Source organism: Bradyrhizobium retamae (assembly GCF_001440415.1).
Classification (GTDB): domain Bacteria; phylum Pseudomonadota; class Alphaproteobacteria; order Rhizobiales; family Xanthobacteraceae; genus Bradyrhizobium; species Bradyrhizobium retamae.
On record NZ_LLYA01000181.1, the window covers coordinates 80,043 to 97,909 of the forward strand.

General features: G+C 63.0%; 22 protein-coding genes. 12 read left to right on the plus strand and 10 right to left on the minus strand.

The window, feature by feature from the left end; all coding sequences use genetic code 11:
- The first annotated feature begins 9 nt into the window (after positions 1-9).
- Positions 10-1,458, plus strand: a complete 1,449-nt coding sequence (locus CQ13_RS29515) for a carotenoid oxygenase family protein (protein ID WP_057846340.1) — start codon at positions 10-12, stop codon at positions 1,456-1,458.
- A gap of 58 nt (positions 1,459-1,516) precedes the next feature.
- Here CQ13_RS29515 and CQ13_RS29520 read toward each other — a convergent pair whose 3' ends face one another.
- Positions 1,517-2,338, minus strand: coding sequence for an arginase family protein (locus CQ13_RS29520; RefSeq protein WP_057846341.1), 822 nt, complete (start codon positions 2,336-2,338; stop codon positions 1,517-1,519).
- A 354-nt stretch (positions 2,339-2,692) separates the two neighbouring features.
- Between CQ13_RS29520 and CQ13_RS29525 the strand changes: the two genes are divergently transcribed.
- Entirely contained in the window at positions 2,693-3,904 is a 1,212-nt protein-coding gene (locus CQ13_RS29525) for an MFS transporter (protein WP_057846342.1), read from the plus strand.
- A gap of 43 nt (positions 3,905-3,947) precedes the next feature.
- On the opposite strand, the gene CQ13_RS29530 is transcribed toward CQ13_RS29525, so the two are convergent.
- The 7 genes from CQ13_RS29530 to CQ13_RS29560 all read right to left on the minus strand — a co-directional run bounded on the left by CQ13_RS29530 (position 3,948) and on the right by CQ13_RS29560 (position 8,655).
- A complete protein-coding gene (locus CQ13_RS29530; protein WP_057846343.1) occupies positions 3,948-4,445 on the minus strand; it encodes a peptide deformylase in 498 nt (165 codons plus the stop codon).
- Positions 4,446-4,489: 44 nt separating this feature from the next.
- Positions 4,490-5,191, minus strand: a complete 702-nt coding sequence (locus CQ13_RS29535; protein WP_057846344.1) for a class I SAM-dependent methyltransferase — start codon at positions 5,189-5,191, stop codon at positions 4,490-4,492.
- Complete coding sequence (locus tag CQ13_RS29540; protein WP_057846345.1) at positions 5,181-5,645, minus strand: Rrf2 family transcriptional regulator; 465 nt, start codon at positions 5,643-5,645, stop codon at positions 5,181-5,183. The genes CQ13_RS29535 and CQ13_RS29540 overlap by 11 nt, the downstream gene beginning before the upstream one ends.
- 133 nt (positions 5,646-5,778) lie before the next feature.
- A complete protein-coding gene (locus CQ13_RS29545; protein ID WP_057846346.1) occupies positions 5,779-6,759 on the minus strand; it encodes a thioredoxin family protein in 981 nt (326 codons plus the stop codon).
- Positions 6,760-6,761: 2 nt separating this feature from the next.
- The gene (locus CQ13_RS29550) at positions 6,762-7,463 is read right to left on the minus strand and encodes a cytochrome c biogenesis CcdA family protein (RefSeq protein WP_057846347.1); all 702 of its coding nucleotides are present in this window, start codon (positions 7,461-7,463) and stop codon (positions 6,762-6,764) included.
- A 34-nt stretch (positions 7,464-7,497) separates the two neighbouring features.
- The gene (locus CQ13_RS29555) at positions 7,498-7,899 is read right to left on the minus strand and encodes a cupin domain-containing protein (RefSeq protein ID WP_057846348.1); all 402 of its coding nucleotides are present in this window, start codon (positions 7,897-7,899) and stop codon (positions 7,498-7,500) included.
- 69 nt (positions 7,900-7,968) lie between these two features.
- The gene (locus CQ13_RS29560) at positions 7,969-8,655 is read right to left on the minus strand and encodes a VOC family protein (protein ID WP_057846349.1); all 687 of its coding nucleotides are present in this window, start codon (positions 8,653-8,655) and stop codon (positions 7,969-7,971) included.
- Positions 8,656-8,839: 184 nt separating this feature from the next.
- Between CQ13_RS29560 and CQ13_RS29565 the strand changes: the two genes are divergently transcribed.
- Genes CQ13_RS29565 through CQ13_RS29575 form a run of 3 tightly spaced genes read left to right on the plus strand, consistent with a single transcriptional unit; the run spans position 8,840 to position 11,135 of the window.
- A complete protein-coding gene (locus tag CQ13_RS29565; RefSeq protein ID WP_082637710.1) occupies positions 8,840-9,364 on the plus strand; it encodes a MarR family winged helix-turn-helix transcriptional regulator in 525 nt (174 codons plus the stop codon).
- A gap of 57 nt (positions 9,365-9,421) precedes the next feature.
- Complete coding sequence (locus CQ13_RS29570) at positions 9,422-10,399, plus strand: SDR family oxidoreductase (protein WP_057846351.1); 978 nt, start codon at positions 9,422-9,424, stop codon at positions 10,397-10,399.
- A 37-nt stretch (positions 10,400-10,436) separates the two neighbouring features.
- Positions 10,437-11,135: a GNAT family N-acetyltransferase gene (locus tag CQ13_RS29575; protein WP_057846352.1), complete on the plus strand. Its 699-nt coding sequence runs from the start codon at positions 10,437-10,439 to the stop codon at positions 11,133-11,135.
- A 35-nt stretch (positions 11,136-11,170) separates the two neighbouring features.
- Here the strand turns inward: CQ13_RS29575 and CQ13_RS29580 are convergent, their stop codons facing one another.
- A complete protein-coding gene (locus CQ13_RS29580) occupies positions 11,171-11,626 on the minus strand; it encodes an SRPBCC family protein (protein WP_057846353.1) in 456 nt (151 codons plus the stop codon).
- Positions 11,627-11,730: 104 nt separating this feature from the next.
- Here CQ13_RS29580 and CQ13_RS29585 point away from each other — a divergent pair, with 104 nt between their 5' ends.
- From CQ13_RS29585 to CQ13_RS29605, 5 genes are all read left to right on the plus strand, one after another.
- Positions 11,731-12,819, plus strand: a complete 1,089-nt coding sequence (locus CQ13_RS29585; RefSeq protein ID WP_057846354.1) for an adenylate/guanylate cyclase domain-containing protein — start codon at positions 11,731-11,733, stop codon at positions 12,817-12,819.
- A gap of 70 nt (positions 12,820-12,889) precedes the next feature.
- Entirely contained in the window at positions 12,890-13,255 is a 366-nt protein-coding gene (locus CQ13_RS29590; RefSeq protein WP_057846528.1) for an ArsR/SmtB family transcription factor, read from the plus strand.
- A gap of 4 nt (positions 13,256-13,259) precedes the next feature.
- Positions 13,260-13,793 (plus strand): SRPBCC family protein, encoded by a 534-nt coding sequence (locus CQ13_RS29595; RefSeq protein ID WP_057846355.1) that lies wholly within the window; start codon positions 13,260-13,262, stop codon positions 13,791-13,793.
- Positions 13,794-13,845: 52 nt separating this feature from the next.
- Positions 13,846-14,595, plus strand: coding sequence for a DUF899 domain-containing protein (locus CQ13_RS29600; protein WP_057846356.1), 750 nt, complete (start codon positions 13,846-13,848; stop codon positions 14,593-14,595).
- Positions 14,592-14,864 (plus strand): hypothetical protein, encoded by a 273-nt coding sequence (locus CQ13_RS29605; RefSeq protein WP_057846357.1) that lies wholly within the window; start codon positions 14,592-14,594, stop codon positions 14,862-14,864. The genes CQ13_RS29600 and CQ13_RS29605 overlap by 4 nt, the downstream gene beginning before the upstream one ends.
- A gap of 91 nt (positions 14,865-14,955) precedes the next feature.
- On the opposite strand, the gene CQ13_RS41690 is transcribed toward CQ13_RS29605, so the two are convergent.
- The gene (locus CQ13_RS41690) at positions 14,956-15,582 is read right to left on the minus strand and encodes a putative glycolipid-binding domain-containing protein (protein WP_283807538.1); all 627 of its coding nucleotides are present in this window, start codon (positions 15,580-15,582) and stop codon (positions 14,956-14,958) included.
- A gap of 112 nt (positions 15,583-15,694) precedes the next feature.
- Here CQ13_RS41690 and CQ13_RS29615 point away from each other — a divergent pair, with 112 nt between their 5' ends.
- Both CQ13_RS29615 and ilvD read left to right on the plus strand, forming a co-directional pair.
- Positions 15,695-16,045, plus strand: coding sequence for a Lin0512 family protein (locus tag CQ13_RS29615; RefSeq protein WP_057846359.1), 351 nt, complete (start codon positions 15,695-15,697; stop codon positions 16,043-16,045).
- 68 nt (positions 16,046-16,113) lie between these two features.
- Entirely contained in the window at positions 16,114-17,835 is a 1,722-nt protein-coding gene (gene ilvD, locus CQ13_RS29620; RefSeq protein WP_057846529.1) for a dihydroxy-acid dehydratase, read from the plus strand.
- Positions 17,836-17,867 lie beyond the last annotated feature (32 nt).

Here is a 17,867-nt window from a genome sequence, read left to right on the forward strand (position 1 = left end):
GATAACGCCATGACCGCCATGTTTGCCAAAGGCTTTGCTGATCTCGACCGCGAGGTTGCGGTCGAGAGCCTTCCCGTCATCGGCACCGGACCGACATGGCTGTCGGGCGCGTTGCTCCGGACAGCGCCGGCCAAATTCGACCTCGACAAGCAAACCGTGAACCACTGGTTCGACGGTCTCGCCATGCTGCACCGGTTTGCCTTCGTCGACGGCAAGGTCTCCTATGCGAACCGGTTCATCCGTTCGGCGAACTATCGGGAACAGCGGCGATCCGGACGCTTGAGCCGCGGCGAGTTCGCAAGCGACCCCTGTCGGACGCTGTTCGGCAGAGTGCTCTCCAGATTTTTCGATAAGCCGACCGACAATTGCAACGTCAGCGTCAACGCTCTTGGTGGATCGTTGGTGGCGCTCACGGAAACGACCCTGCCAGTGCGGTTCGATTCCGAAACTCTCCAAACATGGGGACATTACGAATACGGCAAGCAGCTTGGCGGCCAGATCTCGATTGCTCATCCGCACCATGACGCCACCCGCCGCTGCCAGTTCAGCTATGTGGTGGAATTCGGCCGGCGAAGTCGGTACCGGCTGTTTCGCGTGGCCGACGAGGACGGCGCTGAAACCACGATCGCCGATTTACCCGTGGATCGGCCGGCGTACATGCATAGTTTCGCGATGACCAGGCGCTATCTCGTCCTGGCGGAGTTCCCGCTGGTGGTCAGCCCGCTGCGGTTGCTCCTAAGCGGCGAACCCTTCATCAAGAATTATCGGTGGCAACCGGAGCGCGGGCTGCGCTTCCAGGTCGTCGAGAAGGATACTGGCCGACGGATCGCCACTGCGGAAGCCGAAGCAATCTTCGCGTTTCATCATGTCAATGCCTATGAGCGAGGCGGCGAGCTCGTGCTCGACCTCGTCACTTACCCCGACGCCGGTATCATCGATCAGCTCTACCTCTCGCGTTTGCGCGCCGGTAAGCCGGTCGACGCGGTGGGCTCGCTTTCTCGCTATGTCGTTCCGCTCGGCACGGCAAATTGCGCCGCGCAGAAACGTCAGATCACCACCACGGCAATCGAACTGCCTCGGGTCGACTATGGCAGGGTCGCGGGAGAGTCCTACCGTGTGGTCTGGGGCACGGGAAATCGACAGCCGGGCAACTTCCTCGACAGCCTTGTCCGGATCGACGTGGAGACGGGCGAGTGCTCCGTCTGGGCAGAGCCTGGATGCTATCCGGGAGAGCCCGTGTTCGTCGCCGCGCCGGATGCTGGCAACGAAGCTGAGGGCGTGTTGCTTTCGGTCGTTCTGGACGGGCGGAACGACAGGTCGTTTCTCCTCGTTCTCGATGCAACTCGCATGACCGAGATCGCTCGGGCGGAATGCCCCCATAAAATCCCTTTTGGCTTCCACGGCAATTTCTTCCCGACCAGCAATGGTGGATTGAGCTTGCAAAATGCTCACCGTTGAGAAAGCTTGGGTCACGGATACACGGGGCGGCCTGGCACATACTCCGATCGCGTAGTTCCTACCTATCAGCGGCTGCAACGGGTGCGAGTGCCTGCGTCAGCATAGCAATGAGGCTGCCAAATGCGGCGGTCTCATCAGGTGCGTGATCTGGATTCAACTCGGCTATGGTAAGTGCACGCCAGTTCGGTGCTGCCAGGAGGATATCGAGTATCTTACCAAGCTCCTCCAATTCGAGCCCGGTGCCGCGCGCTCCGTAGCGGACGTTCTCGGCAATCGGAAACGACGTGAACGCAAGCACATCAATGTCGATATGGACAAGCAGACGATCAAACCGGCGTCCCCACGCCCTTGCTTGTTCGGCTGCAGACGCCGGGTCTGCTTTGATCTCCGCCAAAGCGATGTGTCTAACGTTATTGCTCGCGATCGTTCTTGACTCGGGCGCTGTGATTTCATGAGCGCCGAATAGCAGCACCTCGGAGGGACGAAGCATTGGCCGTCTCGATGCGAGACCGCTCAGATCAGGAAGCGCGCCGGGTAGGTCAAGCATGTGGGCGATACCAGTCCAGTCAAGTGAACCTTCGGCGGTTTCTGGCACGTTGAGATCTGCGTCACCATCGATATAGATCAACCCAACCGAAGCATTGTCGATCAGCGTGCCGGCAACGACTCCTAGTTCGATGGTGCAGTCGCCGCCAAGGACGAGTGCCGCCTCGCTATCCGCCATAGCGCGCGCGACGCGCTGGGAGACGGCTCCCGCGGCGTCGCGCACAGCTCCCAGGTTCATCGCCTTCGGATTGCCGGGGTCCGGACGCCAACGAAAATAAGGAATGTCGCCCATATCGCGAACTTGCCATCCGACCCGCTCCAAGGCGGGAATCATCCATGGCGTCGAAATGTTTCGGGTGCTTTCTCCTGTCCAGGGGCATATGCCCCGGCGCTTGTCGGCGCTCCAATGACGGTTAGGCGGTTGCTCGTAGCTCGCACGCTGCCTTCTCCGGACGTTTTGAGCTTGGGCGTAGCCCCGTCGCAGATAATAAAGCCTTATCCTCGCGCAAGAAAAACGTCCGTGATGTTCCGCAGGGCTCGCTGGCAAGCGGTAAGATATGGAAGGCCAGATGTGTCAGCAGAACGAATCCACCTCGCTCGCAAAAAAGTGAGCTGCGGCGGCCCTCGGCCTGTCGGCTCCGGCACGTTCCGTTCGTCTTTCAGCCGAAGAGGCTGTCAGGAGATCAGAATGACCAATTCGCGCTATCGCTGGGTGATTGTCGCGGCCGGGGGCCTGCTTGGCTGTGTCGCGATCGGGGGCATGTTTTCGCTGCCGGTGTTTTTGCAGCCGATCGCGCGGGATACCGGCTGGTCGGTAACCGGCGTATCCAGCGCGATGACGATCGGCTTTCTCGCGATGGCCTTCACCAGCATGATCTGGGGCAACCTGTCCGACCGGCTGGGGCCGCTGCCGGTGGTGCTGACCGGTTCGGTCGTGCTCGCGGCTAGCCTGGGGCTAGCGAGCCTTGCGACCTCGCTCGTCGTATTTCAGTTCGTCTTCGGGCTGATGGTCGGCGGCGCCACCGCCGCGATCTTCGCGCCGATGATGGCTTGCGTGACCGGCTGGTTCGATACCCACCGCAGCCTGGCAGTGTCGCTGGTCTCCGCCGGCATGGGGATGGCGCCGATGACAATGTCGCCGCTCGCCGCCTGGCTGGTCTCGAATCATGACTGGCGCACCTCGATGCAGATCGTGGCGCTCGTCGTCGCAGTGATCATGATCCCGGTTTCATTGCTGGTGCGCCGCGCGCCGACGCTCGAGAGCGGAGCGTCCGCGCCATCAAGCGCGGCGGCGGAACCGGAGATGACGCTGGCGCAGGCGCTGCGCTCGCCGCAATTCATCATTCTGTTGCTGACGAATTTCTTCTGCTGCGCCACGCATTCGGGCCCGATCATCCATACCGTAAGCTACGCCATCAGTTGCGGCATCCCGATGATCGCCGCCGTCACCATCTACAGCATTGAAGGCCTGGCGGGGATGGGTGGCCGTATCGCCTTCGGCCTACTCGGCGATCGCTTTGGCGCCAAGCGCGTGCTCGTCTTTGGCTTGCTGGCGCAGGCGTTCGGCGCACTCGGTTATGTCTTCGTGCGCGATCTCGCGGCGTTCTACGCGGTCGCCGCGCTGTTCGGCTTCCTCTATGCCGGCACCATGCCGCTCTATGCCGTGCTCGTGCGCGAAAACTTTCCATTGCGGATGATGGGCACCGTGATCGGCGGCACCGCGATGGCCGGCAGCCTCGGCATGGCGACTGGACCCTTGGCCGGCGGTTTGATCTACGACACGTTCGCCAGCTACGCCTGGCTCTATATCGGCTCGTGGATCATGGGACTCGGCGCATTCCTGATCATGATGACGTTCAGGCCGATGATGGTGGCGCGGCCCGTGCCGATGCCAGCGTAGAGGCAGGGCAGGGCGTAATAGCAGAGCATATTCCGCCCGATCTTCAGCCCCGCGAGATCTTCTCGAAACGCTTGATCAACCGCTCGCGCTTCAGGCGGGACAGGCGCTGAATCCAGAACAGGCCATTGAGCTGATCGATCTCATGCTGGTGGCAGACGGCGCGGAGCCCATCGGATTCTTCGGTGTGTGAATTGCCGTCGATGTCGTGATAGCTGATCCGAATGCGCGCGTGACGCCGCACTTCGTCATTAACCCCCGGCATCGAGACGCTGCCTTCCTGATGCACGATCATTTCGGGCGAGGCCCAAATGATCTCGGGATTGACGTAGATGCGTGCACCGTCGATGGGGTCGAGGTCGAGCACCACGACCCGCAGGGATACGCCGATATGCGGTGCAGTGATCCCGATGCCGGGCGCGGCGTGCATCGTCTCGAGCAGATCGCTGGCCAGCTCGCGCAGCGCGTCGTCAAACACCGTCACTGGCAGCGCTGCGAGCGCAAGCCGAGGGTCGGGATATCGGACAATCGGACGGATGGTCATGATTGGTTGTTGGGCAACGGAACCAAGATTCAGACTATCCCGCTTCACGCATACGCAATCCAGCCGCGCCAGGTAAAGGCGGCGTAGAACAACTCCACGTCCCGGAACCCGGCCTCACGCAGAATTTGTGCATCCTGCTCTGGACTGAGCACGGGCAAGCGCGCCTCGACCGCCGCACGCGCCGTGTTGGCCTGGTTCGGATCGGCGCCGGAGGCGATCGCATAGGCGGCATAGCGCGATAGCCATCGCGTCCGCTCGCTGCCCTGCTGCGGAAAACTGGAATGGGCGGCCACAAACGGCGCTCCGGATCTGAGACGGCGGTGGATTTCTCTGGCCGTCCGCCGCCGTTCGTCGACATCGAGGAAATGCAGCGTGAGCAGACAGGTGGCGGCATCGAACGGTCCATCGGGCGCATCGTCGATATAGCCCTGCTGCAACTGCACGCGCGCATTGAAGGCCCCAAGCGTCTGCTCGGCCAGCTTCAGCATCTCGGAGGCGGGATCGACGCCAACGAACCTCCAGCGCGGCTCTGCCTCGGCCAATGCCTTCAACTCCAGGCCGCCACCCGCGCCGAGCACCAGCACCCGCGCGTCTGGCGCGGCCTGCTCCGTCAGCAGGATACGGGTCATGCGATGAAGGTCCGCAAAGCCGGGCACGAATCGCGGCGGCCCATCCGCATATCGCGTGACCGCCTCTGGATCGGAGAAGTGAGCCAACATGGCGTTGGCGACCGCGTCATGATGCATGGGCGATCTCCAGACGATGACGGTTGCGCCGGTCGCCCAGGCGCTTCTGAAAATCGGCGCTCAACATTGCAAGCGTCACGGCAGTCAGGCGCGAAAGCAACAGCGCCTCCGCCTCGTCGAACGCCCGGTCGAGCGCAGCATTCACGGCCTGCTCGACAAGACAGCCGGGCGCTTCCGTTCTGTTCCCGATGGCGAACAGCGAAGGCTGGCCGAGCGCCTGATAGACATCCCGCAGCGATATCGTCGCGAGGTCGCGGGCGAGGGTCCATCCGCCGCCGTGGCCTTTCTCCGATCGCACATAGCCCTGATCGCGCAGGCCGGACATGATCCGCCGGATTACAACGGGATTGGTGTCCATTGCCCGTGCGAGCGCTTCGGAAGTCACCGGCTCCCTCCGCTCGGCCATGTGTAGCAGCACGTGGAGTACGCCTGAAAGTCTACTGTCTCGTTTCATGTAACAATTGATATTGCATGAGGACTGACAGGTCAAGTCACGGGTTGCCACGTCTCCACAGGCTGCGGCCCCGTACGCCCGCGCTGTTTTGACAGCTGAATCAGAAGTCGCGGCACCGCACGCGCGGTCGCGTTCATCCGAACGTAAAGGTGTACGCGCTCAGGCCAGGCTTGGGCGCTTTCAGCCGCAACACGTGCTCGCCACCGGGGCCGGCGTAGAGGGGATAAAGCCTGCTTCCATCGACGGTGACTGGCGGCTGGGGCGTTCCGTCGACAGTCACGGACAATGTCTGCGGCGAGACGCTGCCAGCGACCAGATTGACTTTGGGCGCGTTGAAGCGAAGCAGGATTTCGTCGCCGTCTGCCGAGGAGGTGGCGCGATCGCCCGTCACGTTCCAGAGGCCGGAGAGGGCGAACCGGTTCGGCGGCACGTTGTCCGGCAGCGTGTAGGCCCGTTCGCCGCGCGTAGCGTCTTGCGACTCGACGATGGCGCCATCGTTCTTCTCGGAACCGAAATACAGCTCAGGCGTCGCGACCGCGCTCAAATCCGGATCGGTTGTTTGCGCCGTGGGCATGGCTTCGCCGACAAGACGCGCGATGGCGTCTTCCATTTGCTGATAGCCGCCCTCGCCGAACTGCGTCGCAACGATCGTTCCGGACCCGTCGATCAGATACGCGGCTGGCCAGTACTGATTTCCGAAGGCGCGCCAAGTGCGATACTGATTGTCTTGCGCCACAGGATAATGAATGCCCAGGCGCTTGATGGCAGTCTCGACATTCGCGCGTTCCTTCTCGAATGCGAATTCGGGCGTGTGCACGCCGACTACGACAAGGCCTTTGTCCTTGTATTGCTCATGCCATTTGGTGACGTAGGGCAACGTGCGAAGGCAGTTGATGCAGGAGTAGGTCCAGAACTGAACCAGCACGACCTTGCCGCGGAGGCTCTCCACCGTCAGCGGCGGCGAATTCAGCCAGGCGGAAATCCCGGAAAACTCCGGCGCGGGCCGGGAGTCCTGCCGCGTGGTTTCGCTGCTGAGCAGCGCGGAGGGGCCAAATTGTGCGATGGCAAGAACGGCAACAAAAGCGAGGACGATCAGGCTGAGAAGCTTGCGCATTGTCATAATCCCAGTTGAAGATTCGGATAGAGCACCGAAAACCAGACAGCGATGATGCTGTCGTATTGCGTGTAGAATGCCAGCGCGACCAAGAGCACCGCCGCACCAAATGCTCGCTGCAAGGCGACAGTGTGGGGCGCAAGCCTACGCACTTGCGTAGTCGCGTATTGTCCGCCGTAGGCGATCAGCAGAATCGGAATGCCGGCTCCAACAGCGTAGATGACAAGCAGCAGCGCGGCGCGGGCCAGGTTTTCCGCTGTTGCGATCAGCGTGAGAATGGAGCCGAGCACCGGCCCGGCGCACGGCGTCCAGAGCACGCCGAGCGCCAGTCCAACAACGAGGCCCCCTGCATTCCCTGATCCGGCGCGCGCGACGATGTTGTCGGCGAACGAGAGCAGGCCGTGAAACCTCGTCATGAGTTGCTCGTATGGCTGCGGCCACAACAGCAATACGCCGAAGCTGCCAAGCAGGATGACGGAGACGGTCCGCAGCGTGTCGTGCGACAAGCCAAGCACGGTCGAGAAAGAGCCGAACAGGATCGCGAAACCGGAGAAGGCGATGATGAACCCGACCGCGAGAAAGAGCGGCCGCCACCGGTCCTCCCGGCCGATGGAGGCGCCCAGCAAGACCGGAAGCAGTGGCAGGATGCAGGGGGCCGCCGCTGTCAGGAGGCCAGCCGCAAATGCCAACGCAATCTCGATCATGTCGGGCTCTCCTCGTAGGTGCAGGCTGCTACGGTCACTTCAGCATCGTGAGCAACGGCTTGCCTTTTTCGACGATGTAGGTGGCGAGCTCGCTGCCGGTGACGCTGCCGGGATTCCTGGCTGAATGGGGTGTGCCGGCTGGAATGAACAGGACGTCGCCGGATTTGAGTGTGACCGGCGGTTTGTCCCCGACCTGATACTCGAGCTGGCCCTCAAGGACATAGATGATCTCCTCGCCGGGATGCGTGTGCTTGCCGAACGCCACGCCGGGGGCGAGGTCGACGCGGACCTGAATGGCCTCGCGTCCGGATGCGCTGAGATCGTGCCGCTGCAGATCGGTACGCGTGACCCCCGCCTGCTGCGCCTGAGCGCCAAACGGCGTCAGTACGGCTCCGGCAACGATCGCCGCCATCGCCATGAGTTGCATCTTATTCATCCTAGTCATGTTGATCTCCTTTGGTTTTGGGAATTCATCGAACTTGCGTGCAATGATCGCTTCGCCTGCTCATGCCGCCTGATCCCGGCCGCTCTGCTCGCGCACGATGTATTCGGCGTACCAGTCCGGCCAGTTCTCATCGTGCTGGCCGCCGTTGCGCTTCTCGTATTCGCCATGGGCAGCCGCCGCACTGCGCAGTGCGCTCGCGAGATCAGCCGACGAATTGAAGGCCGTCGCGTTAGCGTCGACGCGCCCGGGCAATCGCGTAGTGACTTCCTGCAGCAGCCAGCCATTGCCGTCGGGATCGCTGAACGAGGCATAGGAGCGGTAGCTGCCGCGTTCCGGATCCGGGCCGCTTAGCCGGACCCGTCCGAACAGATAGGGCTCATCCGAACCGACATGCACGTTGCCGCCGGCGTGAAACGCTTCACTGACCGCAACACCGCGGCCGAGCAACTCGTTGCGAGCGGCCTCGATGTCGGAGACGATCAGATAGAGGCCCTGCGCGGAGCCGGGCGCGGCAGGGGTGACGTTCTTGCCGAAGATGACCGAGGCGTTGGAGCCGGGCGGCGTGAACTGGATCACGCGATAATCGTCAGGGCCGGCGAAATCGGCATCGAGCCGCCAGCCGAGGTTTGCATAAAACTGCTTGGCGCGTTCAACGTCGGAAACCGGGATGACGATGACTTCGAGCTTCAGGTCGACCGCCGAAGCGGCCTTCGAAGTGGTGGCGGTGCGTTCCTTGAGGTCTGACATGGTTCTCTCCTCGATGTTGTGGTGGCGGGAAATGTTCCGGCGCACCGTATTTGTATCGTGTACGAAAAGATCGTATGCGATATAAAGCGCCCGGGGCCCGTCGTGTCAACCCTTCCGATTTAATCGGATGCGATATATATGGATACGAGACTTCACATGTTCGTGTCGGAAAGGACGACTTCCCATGAAACTGAACGACGGTCCCCGGACCGGCTCCAGGGACGATTCGAGAGATAATTCAAAGGCCAGCCAGAAGCCGAGGCCGTTGGCAGGCGAGCGGCGGCTTGGCGACTTCCTGTGTTTTGCGATCTATTCGGCCAACCTTGCCTTCGGGCGGGCCTACAAAAAGGGCCTCGATGAACTCGGCCTGACCTACCCGCAATGGATCGCGATCGTGGCGTTGTGGGAGCAGGACGGCCAGACCGTGAGTGAGCTTGGCGAGAAGATGTTCCTGGAATCCAACACGCTGACGCCGATCCTTAAAAAGCTGGAGCAGATGGGCTATCTGCGCCGCCAGCGCGATCCCGCGGACGAGCGGCAGGTGCGCATCAGCCTGACCGAGGCTGGCCGCCGGCTGCGCGAGAAGGGCATGCACATGAAACTCGTGGCCTCTACCGGACTGAAGCCCGACGAGTTCGCGCGGCTGCAGGAAAACGTCGTCACGCTCCGCGACAATCTTATCAAGGCGACGGCAGAGAAAGCGGGATGATGCGCGCAGGCGCTTCGATGCAATCGGACTGCATCGGCGCGTGAAGGAGAGGGGAGGATGAGCATGGTCTCACATGAAGGCGCGCTTGCCGGACGTGTCGCCGTGGTGGCGGGCGCGACGCGCGGCGCCGGCCGCGGCATTGCCGCCGCGCTGGGAGAGGCGGGCGCGACGGTGATCTGCACGGGGCGTAGCAGCGCTCGCGCCGGTGCTCCAACGCGATCCGATTATGACCGGCCGGAGACGATCGAGGAGACGGCCGAGCTCGTGACCAGCCTCGGCGGCAAAGGCGTCGCCATCGCCGTTGATCATCTCGAACCTTTGCAGGTCGCGACGCTGGCCGAGCGTATTCGCGCCGAGCATGGCCACATCGACGTGCTGGTGAACGACATCTGGGGCGCCGAACGGCTGAAGGGCGGGCCCGCCGAATGGAATACGCCGATCTGGAAGCTCGACCTGCAAAAGGGATTGCGGATTCTGCGGCTCGGCATCGAGACGCATCTGGTGACATCGCATTATCTGCTGCCGCTGCTGATCGCGAAAGCAGGCGGCCTGCTTGTCGAAGTCACCGACGGCACCGCCGACTACAATGCGCAACATTACCGGATCTCGGTGTTCTACGACCTCGTCAAGCAGAGCGTGAACCGTCTCGCCTTCTCGCAAGGTCACGAACTCGCACCGCACGGGGCCACGGCGGTTGCGATCACGCCTGGATGGCTGCGCTCCGAGATGATGCTGGAGAATTTCGGCGTCACCGAAACGAACTGGCGCGATGCGCTGGTAGAGCGGGGAGGCGGCAGGCACCGGGCGCCGCCCGATTTCGCGCTGTCGGAGTCGCCGCGTTATATCGGCCGCGCCGTGGCTACACTCGCCGCCGATCCCGATCGCGGCAGGTGGAAGCAGAGATCGGTCAGCTCCGGCGAACTCGCCCGTCACTATGGCTTTACGGATATCGACGGCTCGCGACCGGACATCTGGCGCTACACCGCCGAGGTCCGGGAGGGCGGCAAGGTGGCCGACGTTAGTGATTACCGCTAAAGTTGTCGTGCCATTGAGTGAGAACGAAGGTAGTCTGATGTCCGTTCACGACAGCTCCAGCCACCCCCTCGACTATCCGATCTGGACGGCGCTCACGACCACGCAGCAGGCATTGGCCGAAGGCGATGCCCGCGCGCGCCGCTATCCGACCGAGATCACGCCCTTCGCAGCGACGGCGGACATGTCGCCTGAAAGCTTTGCAGCGCTCGCCGGGCTGATGTCGTCGCAGGACATCGCCGTGCTGTTCACGCCGGATCCCGTGAACCCGCCCGCCGAATTCAAGATCGCGCTGGCGGACACCGGTGAACAGATGATTGGAACGCCGGTTGAAACATCAGCCAATGGCGTCGATATCGTCACGCTCGGTGTCGAAGACGTTCCAGCGATGATCGAACTGACCGCGCTCACCAAGCCGGGACCGTTCGGCATGCGGACCCATGAGCTCGGCACCTTTCTCGGCATCCGCGTCGACGGCCAGCTTGTCGCGATGGCCGGCGAGCGGATGAAGCCGGCTCAATACACCGAGATCACCGCCGTCTGCGTGCATCCATGCCATCGCGGCCGCGGCTACGGACAGATGCTGCTATCCGCCATCTCGCGCCAGATTGTGTCTCGCGGCGAAATTCCGTTCCTGCACGTCTTCACCAACAATCAATCGGCCATCGCGCTCTACCGGCGACAGGGGATGGAAATCCGGCGCCGTCTCCACGTGACGGTGTTGAAGAAACAGGACTGATCATCCAGCAATGCACGCCTTTACCGACGCCATCCTTACGCGTTGCGTGTGCCACTCGGTCCGCGGTCCGGTCCAGGGTCCTGGCCGGCGGCTACCTTGGTCAGCCTGTGGAGATAATGCGCCCAACCCTTGGAATGGGCGTCGCGGGTTGCCTCGGTGGGCAGGCCGCTATGGGTCATGCGCAACAGCGTGCCGCCGTCCCGTTCGATCAGATCGATCTCGATCAGGCCCGATCCCGGCGGCACCTCCTCATTGCCTTCCCAGCCAAAGCTGTAGGCGAGACGGTGAACCGGCACGACTTCGCGGAATGCGCCGCGCGCCGTGGCGCTGCCGACGCCTTTCAGGAGGTACATGCCGCCCGGATGCATCTCCGTCACTGCCTCGCTGCCCATCCATTGCACGATCTTCTCAGGGTCCGTCAGGAAAGCGAACACGCTGGCGCGGGGTGCGGCGATGTGGGTCTCGCGCTGGAGCACAAACGATTCAGTCATCGAAAGCCTCGTGGGTCGTTGGCAGGACACGCTGATGCAACCAGCGAGTGCCTAAGGTAAGTGCCGTGGGTGACAATGCAACGTCGCTGCCGCATGATCAATCCATGCAACTAAGTCCGACGCTGACATGGCTGGTCGATGAAGCCAGCGCTTCGCCGGGCGCCGACCGGTTCCTCGCCGAACTCGGCACGCGCCTGATCGAGGACGGCGTGCCGCTCGCCGGCGGAGCGCTGACGCTCGCCGTGCCGCATCCGCTCGTCGCCCGCCGGACCTGGTTATGGCGCGCCGAGAATGGGGCGGTGATCGAGGCCGTGGGGTTCGCTCCGGCGGGATTCGGCACGGCGGGAGATTTGTCCGGCGACGCTGGCCGGAGCTGGTTGGCCGGGCTCGCAGGCGGAGCGGTGCATGAAGATAAAGTGAGCCCGGCATCTGACGGGCCGATGCTTGGCTGGATTGGACCGCGGCCGTTCACGCAATCGGAGTCTGATCGCCTGCGCGATGCCGCCCGCTTCGCTGCAGCGCCGCTCGCCGCGCTTTCGGCGCGCGCGACCGTGACCGCTGCACTCGAAGCTTATCTCGGCAAGCGGAGCGCTGCGCGCGTGCTGACGGGGCCGCTGCGGCGTGAGGTCGGCGAGACGATCCGGGCCGCGCTGCTGTTTGCCGATCTGCGCGGCTTCACGGCACTGTCCGAGGCCGAGCCTCCCGCGGCGGTGATTGCCGCGCTCGGCGCCTGGTTCGATTGCATTGCCGGCGCTGTCCATGCCTTCGGCGGCGAGGTGTTGAAATTCATCGGTGACGGCGTGCTGGCGATCTTTCCGGTCACCGGCCTATCTCCCCGCGATGCCTGCGACGCTGCGCTCCGGGCCGTCGCTTCCGCGCAGGCCGGAATGGCGCATCTCGGCGACGCACGGAGAGAGCAGGGGCTGCCGCCGCTGTCGTTCGGCGTGGCATTGCATCTCGGTGAAATTCTGTGGGGCAATGTCGGTGCGGCCGACCGGCTGGATTTCACGGCGATAGGTCCCGCGGTCAATCTGGTGAGCCGGCTGGAAGGGCTTTGTCGGCCGCTCGGCCGAACGGTGCTGATATCAGGCGCACTCGCCGCCGAAACCACCGCAAATCTGATCCCGCTGGGAACGCACGTGCTGCGCGGCATTGCGTCTCCCTGCGCCGTGTACACCGTGCCGGACGGCTAGCCCTAACCTGATCACGAAAACGTTAAACCGATTGGTTGACAATTAGCGTTGCGCGACTATGTTAAACCACATGGTTGAACGTAGTGCCCATCTCGACGCCGTTTTTCACGCCCTCGCGGATCCAACGCGGAGGGCGATGCTTGGTCGTCTGGCAGAACGGGAACTGACGATCGGGGAACTGGCGACGCCGTTTCACATGAGCTTCGCCGGCGCCTCGAAACACGTGCGGGTGCTGGAAAACGCCGGCCTCGTCAAACGCACGATTCGTGGCCGCTCCCATCTGTGCCGCCTCGAGGCGGCGCGGCTCGCCGAAGCCGATGCATGGCTGAAGCGCTACGAACGTTTCTGGACCGCAAAGCTCGACAGGCTGGAAGCTCTGCTGCGCGAAGAGGACCGGGCGCAAGCAAAATCCAAATCAAAATCGGTGACGGAGTAGAGCGATGAATTCAACGACAAAGCCCGACGCGTACGGCAGCCTGCCCGAGCCCACGACGCTGAAAATCCAGCGGCTGCTGCCCGGCCCGATCGAGCGCATCTGGGCCTATCTCACCGACAGCGAGTTGCGCCGCAAATGGATGGCGGCAGGCGACATGGACACGAAGGTCGGCGCGCCCTTCGAACTCGTCTGGCGAAACGACGAATTGACGGATCCGCCCGGCAAGGCCCCGGCCGGCTTTGGCGGCGAGCATCGCATGCAGAGCCGGATTACCGAATTCGATCCACCCCGAAAATTGTCGATCACCTGGAACAGTACCGGTGACGTCACGTTCGAACTGGAGCCCAAAGGCAAGGGCGTGCTGCTCACGGTCATCCATCGGCGCTTCCCCGACCGCGCCACGCTGCTCAAGCACATGGCCGGTTGGCACATGCATCTCGATGTTCTGGTCGCCCGTGCGAGCGGAGAGGAGCCGGCGCCGTTCTGGGATGGCTGGAGCGGCCTCATGAAGGAATACGACGCGCGTCTGCCGGCCTGACGCTGCAAGTCGAAGCTCAAGTAACAAACGCCCAACAAACAGGAGGTTAGCCATGCAGATTCACACCGTTTCGGCACAGGAATGGGAAGCGGCCCGCCAGCAATTGCTCGTGAAGGAAAAGGCCACGACCCGCGCCCGTGACGCGCTCGCCGCCGAGCGCAGGCGGATGCCGTGGCTGGCCGTAGAGAAGGAGTACAGGTTCGAGGGGCCCAACGGCCAGGCGAGCTTGCGCGACTTGTTCGAAGGCCGTCATCAGTTGATCCTCTACCGCGCCTTCTTCGAGCCCGGCGTGTTCGGCTGGCCCGACCATGCCTGCCGCGGCTGTTCGATGGTGGCCGATCAGGTCGCCCATGTCGCTCATCTCAACGCCCGCGATACCACGCTCGTGTTTGCCTCGCGCGCGCCGCAGCCGGACATCGCGCGCCTGAAGAAGCGAATGGGATGGGAGCTGATCCCCTGGTACACCATCACCGACAGCTTCGACGCCGACTTCGATGTCGGCGAATGGCACGGCACCAACGTGTTTTTCCGCGACGGCAACAAGATCTACCGCACCTACTTCATCAACAACCGCGGTGACGAGCAGATGGGAGGCACCTGGAACTACCTCGACATCACACCGCTCGGTCGCCAGGAGGTCTGGGAGGATTCGCCGGAGGGCTATCCGCAGACCCCTACCTACAAGTGGTGGAATTGGCACGACAGCTACGTCGAAGGCGCAGCACCCGACAAGAGATGGGTCGAGGTGTCGGACGCCGGAGAGGCCGCGTTCCGCAAGCAGAGCGCAGGCACGAAGGGATGAGCGAGGCCTCTCACAGCAACCTGAGAGGCGCTGCGAGCTGTGACCAAGACGGCGCCGCGGCCGCGCTTGCCATCGTCAGGTGGCTATCGCTTGCGGCCGCGCCGACCTTCGCAATCATGGCGCTGCTTACCGCAGTGGTTGGCGGTGGCCCGCTGGATCCGCTTTGCTCGGCTGCAAACGCATCGCCGGTGGGCGGCATGGTACCGATGTACTTGCTGATGAGTGCCTTCCATTCGGCGCCCTGGCTGAAGCTGATCTCGCGTCGATGAAGCCCGGCAGCGCGACATCGTCATCGGTGTGCGAAATTAGTCAGCTCGGCATGGGTGGCTTTTTAGTCAGCGATTTATCGCAATGCCTTCGTCAGACAGGTGTCACGCGTTCGAAAAGGTGCTGATAGCGAAGTACCAGACCCCGATCATCCACCTCGAGCTCCGCCTCAAAGCCTGCCGAGACCCCGAGATCCACGTAACGCACCCGATCCGGACCGAGACGGTCGTATCGTTGACGGGAGCGCTGTATCGTCATGGCCGCACCGTCCACGAAACAGGTATCGAGTGTGAGACTCTGCCGGGCTCCGGCAGGTGTCCGGCGGATAGGGAAGGTGTTGCAGAAGGGAGTGACCGAAAGGTCGGGCTCTTCCGCACCGTCGAGATCAGGACGTTGTTGGCCGTTAACGCACCACCCGCCATCCGTCCGCTCAAGGGTGAGGTGAGTATGACCGGCCGGGCCCCATCGGTCTACGTCCAGCGATTGAGCTCGCCAGTCAGGCGTCAGTCTCCATCGGTGGTCGAGGCGAAAACCGCCGTCCTCCAGGCAGGTCACGGTCGATTCTGCCAAAACCGCGTCAGCGGAAATATGGAGCATCAATCGCTCCAGGCCGATGACGTCCGTTCGGCGCCAGAATAGAATTTCGGAGTCGCCTTGCAAGATTGATCCTCGAATTGGACGCAGACCGAAAACGATTTTAGCCGATATCGGTTCCTGCACGCACCTATCTGTGCGGGCTGCGTTCAGATTAATCTTACCTCGTCTGTCGCTCGCGTGAATCGTCGACGGCTGATATGTCTCTCACTCGAACGAAAATAAGATAGGAAATGCCATGGCACGCGTGCGCTGTATCACCGAAATGGGCATGGGCGTCGACGTTCACGGACGCGATGCGACCAAAGCCGCCAAGCGCGCCGTCTCGGACGCCATCCGCCACTCCAGCCTCGGCTTCTTCCGGATGCTGGGAAAGACCGCCAACGATATGTTCGTCGACGTCACGATCGCCGTACCGGACCCGAGCGGGGTGGATACGGCAGCGGTAGCCAAGGAGCTGCCGTACGGGACGGTGTACGTGACGGCCGTCACTGGCGGGCTGGAAATTCCTGCCGAGAGCGGAAGCGACTCTATCATCATCGCCAATGCTGCTGTGATCGTCAGTTTTGACGACGGCAAGACGGGCTAATTCGTTCAGTGTCAATCAGGCCGGACGCCAACGTCCGTGCAGTCAATCAGAAGACCTGGAGCGCCCCGATGACAACGCAGGACAGCAGCACTTATTGGAAGCGATCGCGTGTCGAACTGCGCGCCGCCGGATTTGATCCGGATCGTGCTGCGGAGACTAGTGCGGTGGTAACCATCGCCAGCGCCTGGACCAACGCCCATCGCTGCAACAACCGCGTGCGCGCCATTACCGATCTCCTGGTGGAAATGCTTGCCGAGCGCGGCGGGCAGGGGCTGGTCGTCGGCGCGCCGGCGGTGTCGGATGCGTTGACGCAGGGCACGCCGACGGCGGGCTACAGCCTCGCCTCACGCGATGTCGTCGCCGACTGTTTTGAGATCGGTCATTACGCGCATCACGGCGATGCAATGATCGTGATCTCCGGCTGCGACAAGACCGGCGCTGCCGCGCTGATGCCGCTGGCGCGGACGAATGCTTTTGGCCTCGTGCTCTATCCCGGCACCAGCACGCCGGGCCGCGTTTCGTTCGGCGTATGGGCGAGCAAGGGTAACAATCTGACGATCATGGATTACGCCGAGGCGCGCGCCGCCAATGAGTCCGGCCGGCTCTCCGGCGAGGAACTGCTGGAAGTCGAGCGCAACGTCATGCCGGGCAGCGGTACCTGTGGCGCGATGTTTACGGCCAACACCATGAGCACGATCGCAGAATCGATCGGCATGATGCTGCCGCGCGGCGCCTCGCATCCCGCTGACTATAATGCCGGCAGCGATATTCACGCCGATGTCCGCGCGCAGGCCCGCGCCTCGGTCGACGCGCTGTACCGGCTGATGCAGGCGGGCATCCGGCCACGCGACATCATGACCGCGCGCGCCTTCGAAAATGCGATCACGACCGTCTATGCGATGGGCGGCTCGACCAACATGTACCTGCATCTGCTCGCGGTCGCGCGCGAGGCCCAGGTGCCGATCACGATCGAGCGCATCCAGGAAGTCGGCGAGCGCGTCCCGCTGCTCGCCAATTTGCAGCCGCACGGTCCGTTCGCGATGGGCAGCCTGCACGCGATCGGCGGCGTTCCAGTCGTCATGAAGGAGCTGCATCGCGCGGGCCTTTTGCATGGCGACGTCATGACGGTGACCGGCAAGACGCTTGCAGAAAATCTCGCCGATGTTCCGACGCTGGAGCAGATGCCGCCGCAGGAGATCGTTGCCCCGGTGTCGAAACCGATCGCGCCGGCGAACAATCACATCAGCGTCTTGAAGGGCAATCTCGCACCGGAGAGCTGCCTGCTCAAATTATCGGGCAAGATCCTCGAGAAGGAGCAATTTCGCGGCGCCGCGCGCGTATTCGAGTCCGAGGCCGATACGATGGCCGCGATCCGCGCCGGCGAGATCGTGCCGGGCAACGTCATTGTCGTGCGCAATGTCGGCCCGGTGGGCGGGCCCGGTATGCCGGAAATGGTAATGCTGACCATTCAGTTGCAGGGACAGGGTCTCGGTGAGGATGTCGCGCTGATCACCGACGGCCGCTTTTCCGGCGTCTCGCACGGCATCCTGATCGGCCACGTCTCGCCGGAAGCCGCGCGGGGCGGCCCGATCGCTGCGGTGCGCGACGGTGACACCATTGTCATCGACCCAGGCGCCCGCACCGTGAATCTCGAAGTGTCAGCGGACGAGATCGCCCGCCGCATGGCCGACTGGCGCGCGCCGGCCTCGTTGGCCGCGGTGCGACCGGGATCGGTGCACGACAAATACATCCGGCTGGTGTCGTCGGCGCATTACGGGTGTGTGTTGTAAGGCTGCGGGAACCTGCCGAAGAGTTGTGTTAA

Excerpts from the sequence above, each read along its gene's own strand:
- CQ13_RS29540 (WP_057846345.1), bottom strand. The coding sequence starts at position 5,645 with ATGAAACGAGACAGTAGACTTTCAGGCGTACTCCACGTGCTGCTACAC.
- CQ13_RS29615 (WP_057846359.1), top strand. The coding sequence starts at position 15,695 with ATGGCACGCGTGCGCTGTATCACCGAAATGGGCATGGGCGTCGACGTT.
- CQ13_RS29520 (WP_057846341.1), bottom strand. The coding sequence starts at position 2,338 with ATGATTCCCGCCTTGGAGCGGGTCGGATGGCAAGTTCGCGATATGGGC.
- CQ13_RS29535 (WP_057846344.1), bottom strand. The coding sequence starts at position 5,191 with ATGCATCATGACGCGGTCGCCAACGCCATGTTGGCTCACTTCTCCGAT.
- CQ13_RS29560 (WP_057846349.1), bottom strand. The coding sequence starts at position 8,655 with ATGTCAGACCTCAAGGAACGCACCGCCACCACTTCGAAGGCCGCTTCG.
- CQ13_RS29515 (WP_057846340.1), top strand. The coding sequence starts at position 10 with ATGACCGCCATGTTTGCCAAAGGCTTTGCTGATCTCGACCGCGAGGTT.
- CQ13_RS29575 (WP_057846352.1), top strand. The coding sequence starts at position 10,437 with ATGTCCGTTCACGACAGCTCCAGCCACCCCCTCGACTATCCGATCTGG.
- CQ13_RS29580 (WP_057846353.1), bottom strand. The coding sequence starts at position 11,626 with ATGACTGAATCGTTTGTGCTCCAGCGCGAGACCCACATCGCCGCACCC.
- CQ13_RS29595 (WP_057846355.1), top strand. The coding sequence starts at position 13,260 with ATGAATTCAACGACAAAGCCCGACGCGTACGGCAGCCTGCCCGAGCCC.
- CQ13_RS29550 (WP_057846347.1), bottom strand. The coding sequence starts at position 7,463 with ATGATCGAGATTGCGTTGGCATTTGCGGCTGGCCTCCTGACAGCGGCG.
- CQ13_RS29525 (WP_057846342.1), top strand. The coding sequence starts at position 2,693 with ATGACCAATTCGCGCTATCGCTGGGTGATTGTCGCGGCCGGGGGCCTG.
- CQ13_RS29555 (WP_057846348.1), bottom strand. The coding sequence starts at position 7,899 with ATGAATAAGATGCAACTCATGGCGATGGCGGCGATCGTTGCCGGAGCC.
- CQ13_RS29530 (WP_057846343.1), bottom strand. The coding sequence starts at position 4,445 with ATGACCATCCGTCCGATTGTCCGATATCCCGACCCTCGGCTTGCGCTC.
- ilvD (WP_057846529.1), top strand. The coding sequence starts at position 16,114 with ATGACAACGCAGGACAGCAGCACTTATTGGAAGCGATCGCGTGTCGAA.
- CQ13_RS29570 (WP_057846351.1), top strand. The coding sequence starts at position 9,422 with ATGAGCATGGTCTCACATGAAGGCGCGCTTGCCGGACGTGTCGCCGTG.
- CQ13_RS29605 (WP_057846357.1), top strand. The coding sequence starts at position 14,592 with ATGAGCGAGGCCTCTCACAGCAACCTGAGAGGCGCTGCGAGCTGTGAC.
- CQ13_RS29565 (WP_082637710.1), top strand. The coding sequence starts at position 8,840 with ATGAAACTGAACGACGGTCCCCGGACCGGCTCCAGGGACGATTCGAGA.
- CQ13_RS29590 (WP_057846528.1), top strand. The coding sequence starts at position 12,890 with ATGGTTGAACGTAGTGCCCATCTCGACGCCGTTTTTCACGCCCTCGCG.
- CQ13_RS29600 (WP_057846356.1), top strand. The coding sequence starts at position 13,846 with ATGCAGATTCACACCGTTTCGGCACAGGAATGGGAAGCGGCCCGCCAG.
- CQ13_RS29585 (WP_057846354.1), top strand. The coding sequence starts at position 11,731 with ATGCAACTAAGTCCGACGCTGACATGGCTGGTCGATGAAGCCAGCGCT.
- CQ13_RS29545 (WP_057846346.1), bottom strand. The coding sequence starts at position 6,759 with ATGCGCAAGCTTCTCAGCCTGATCGTCCTCGCTTTTGTTGCCGTTCTT.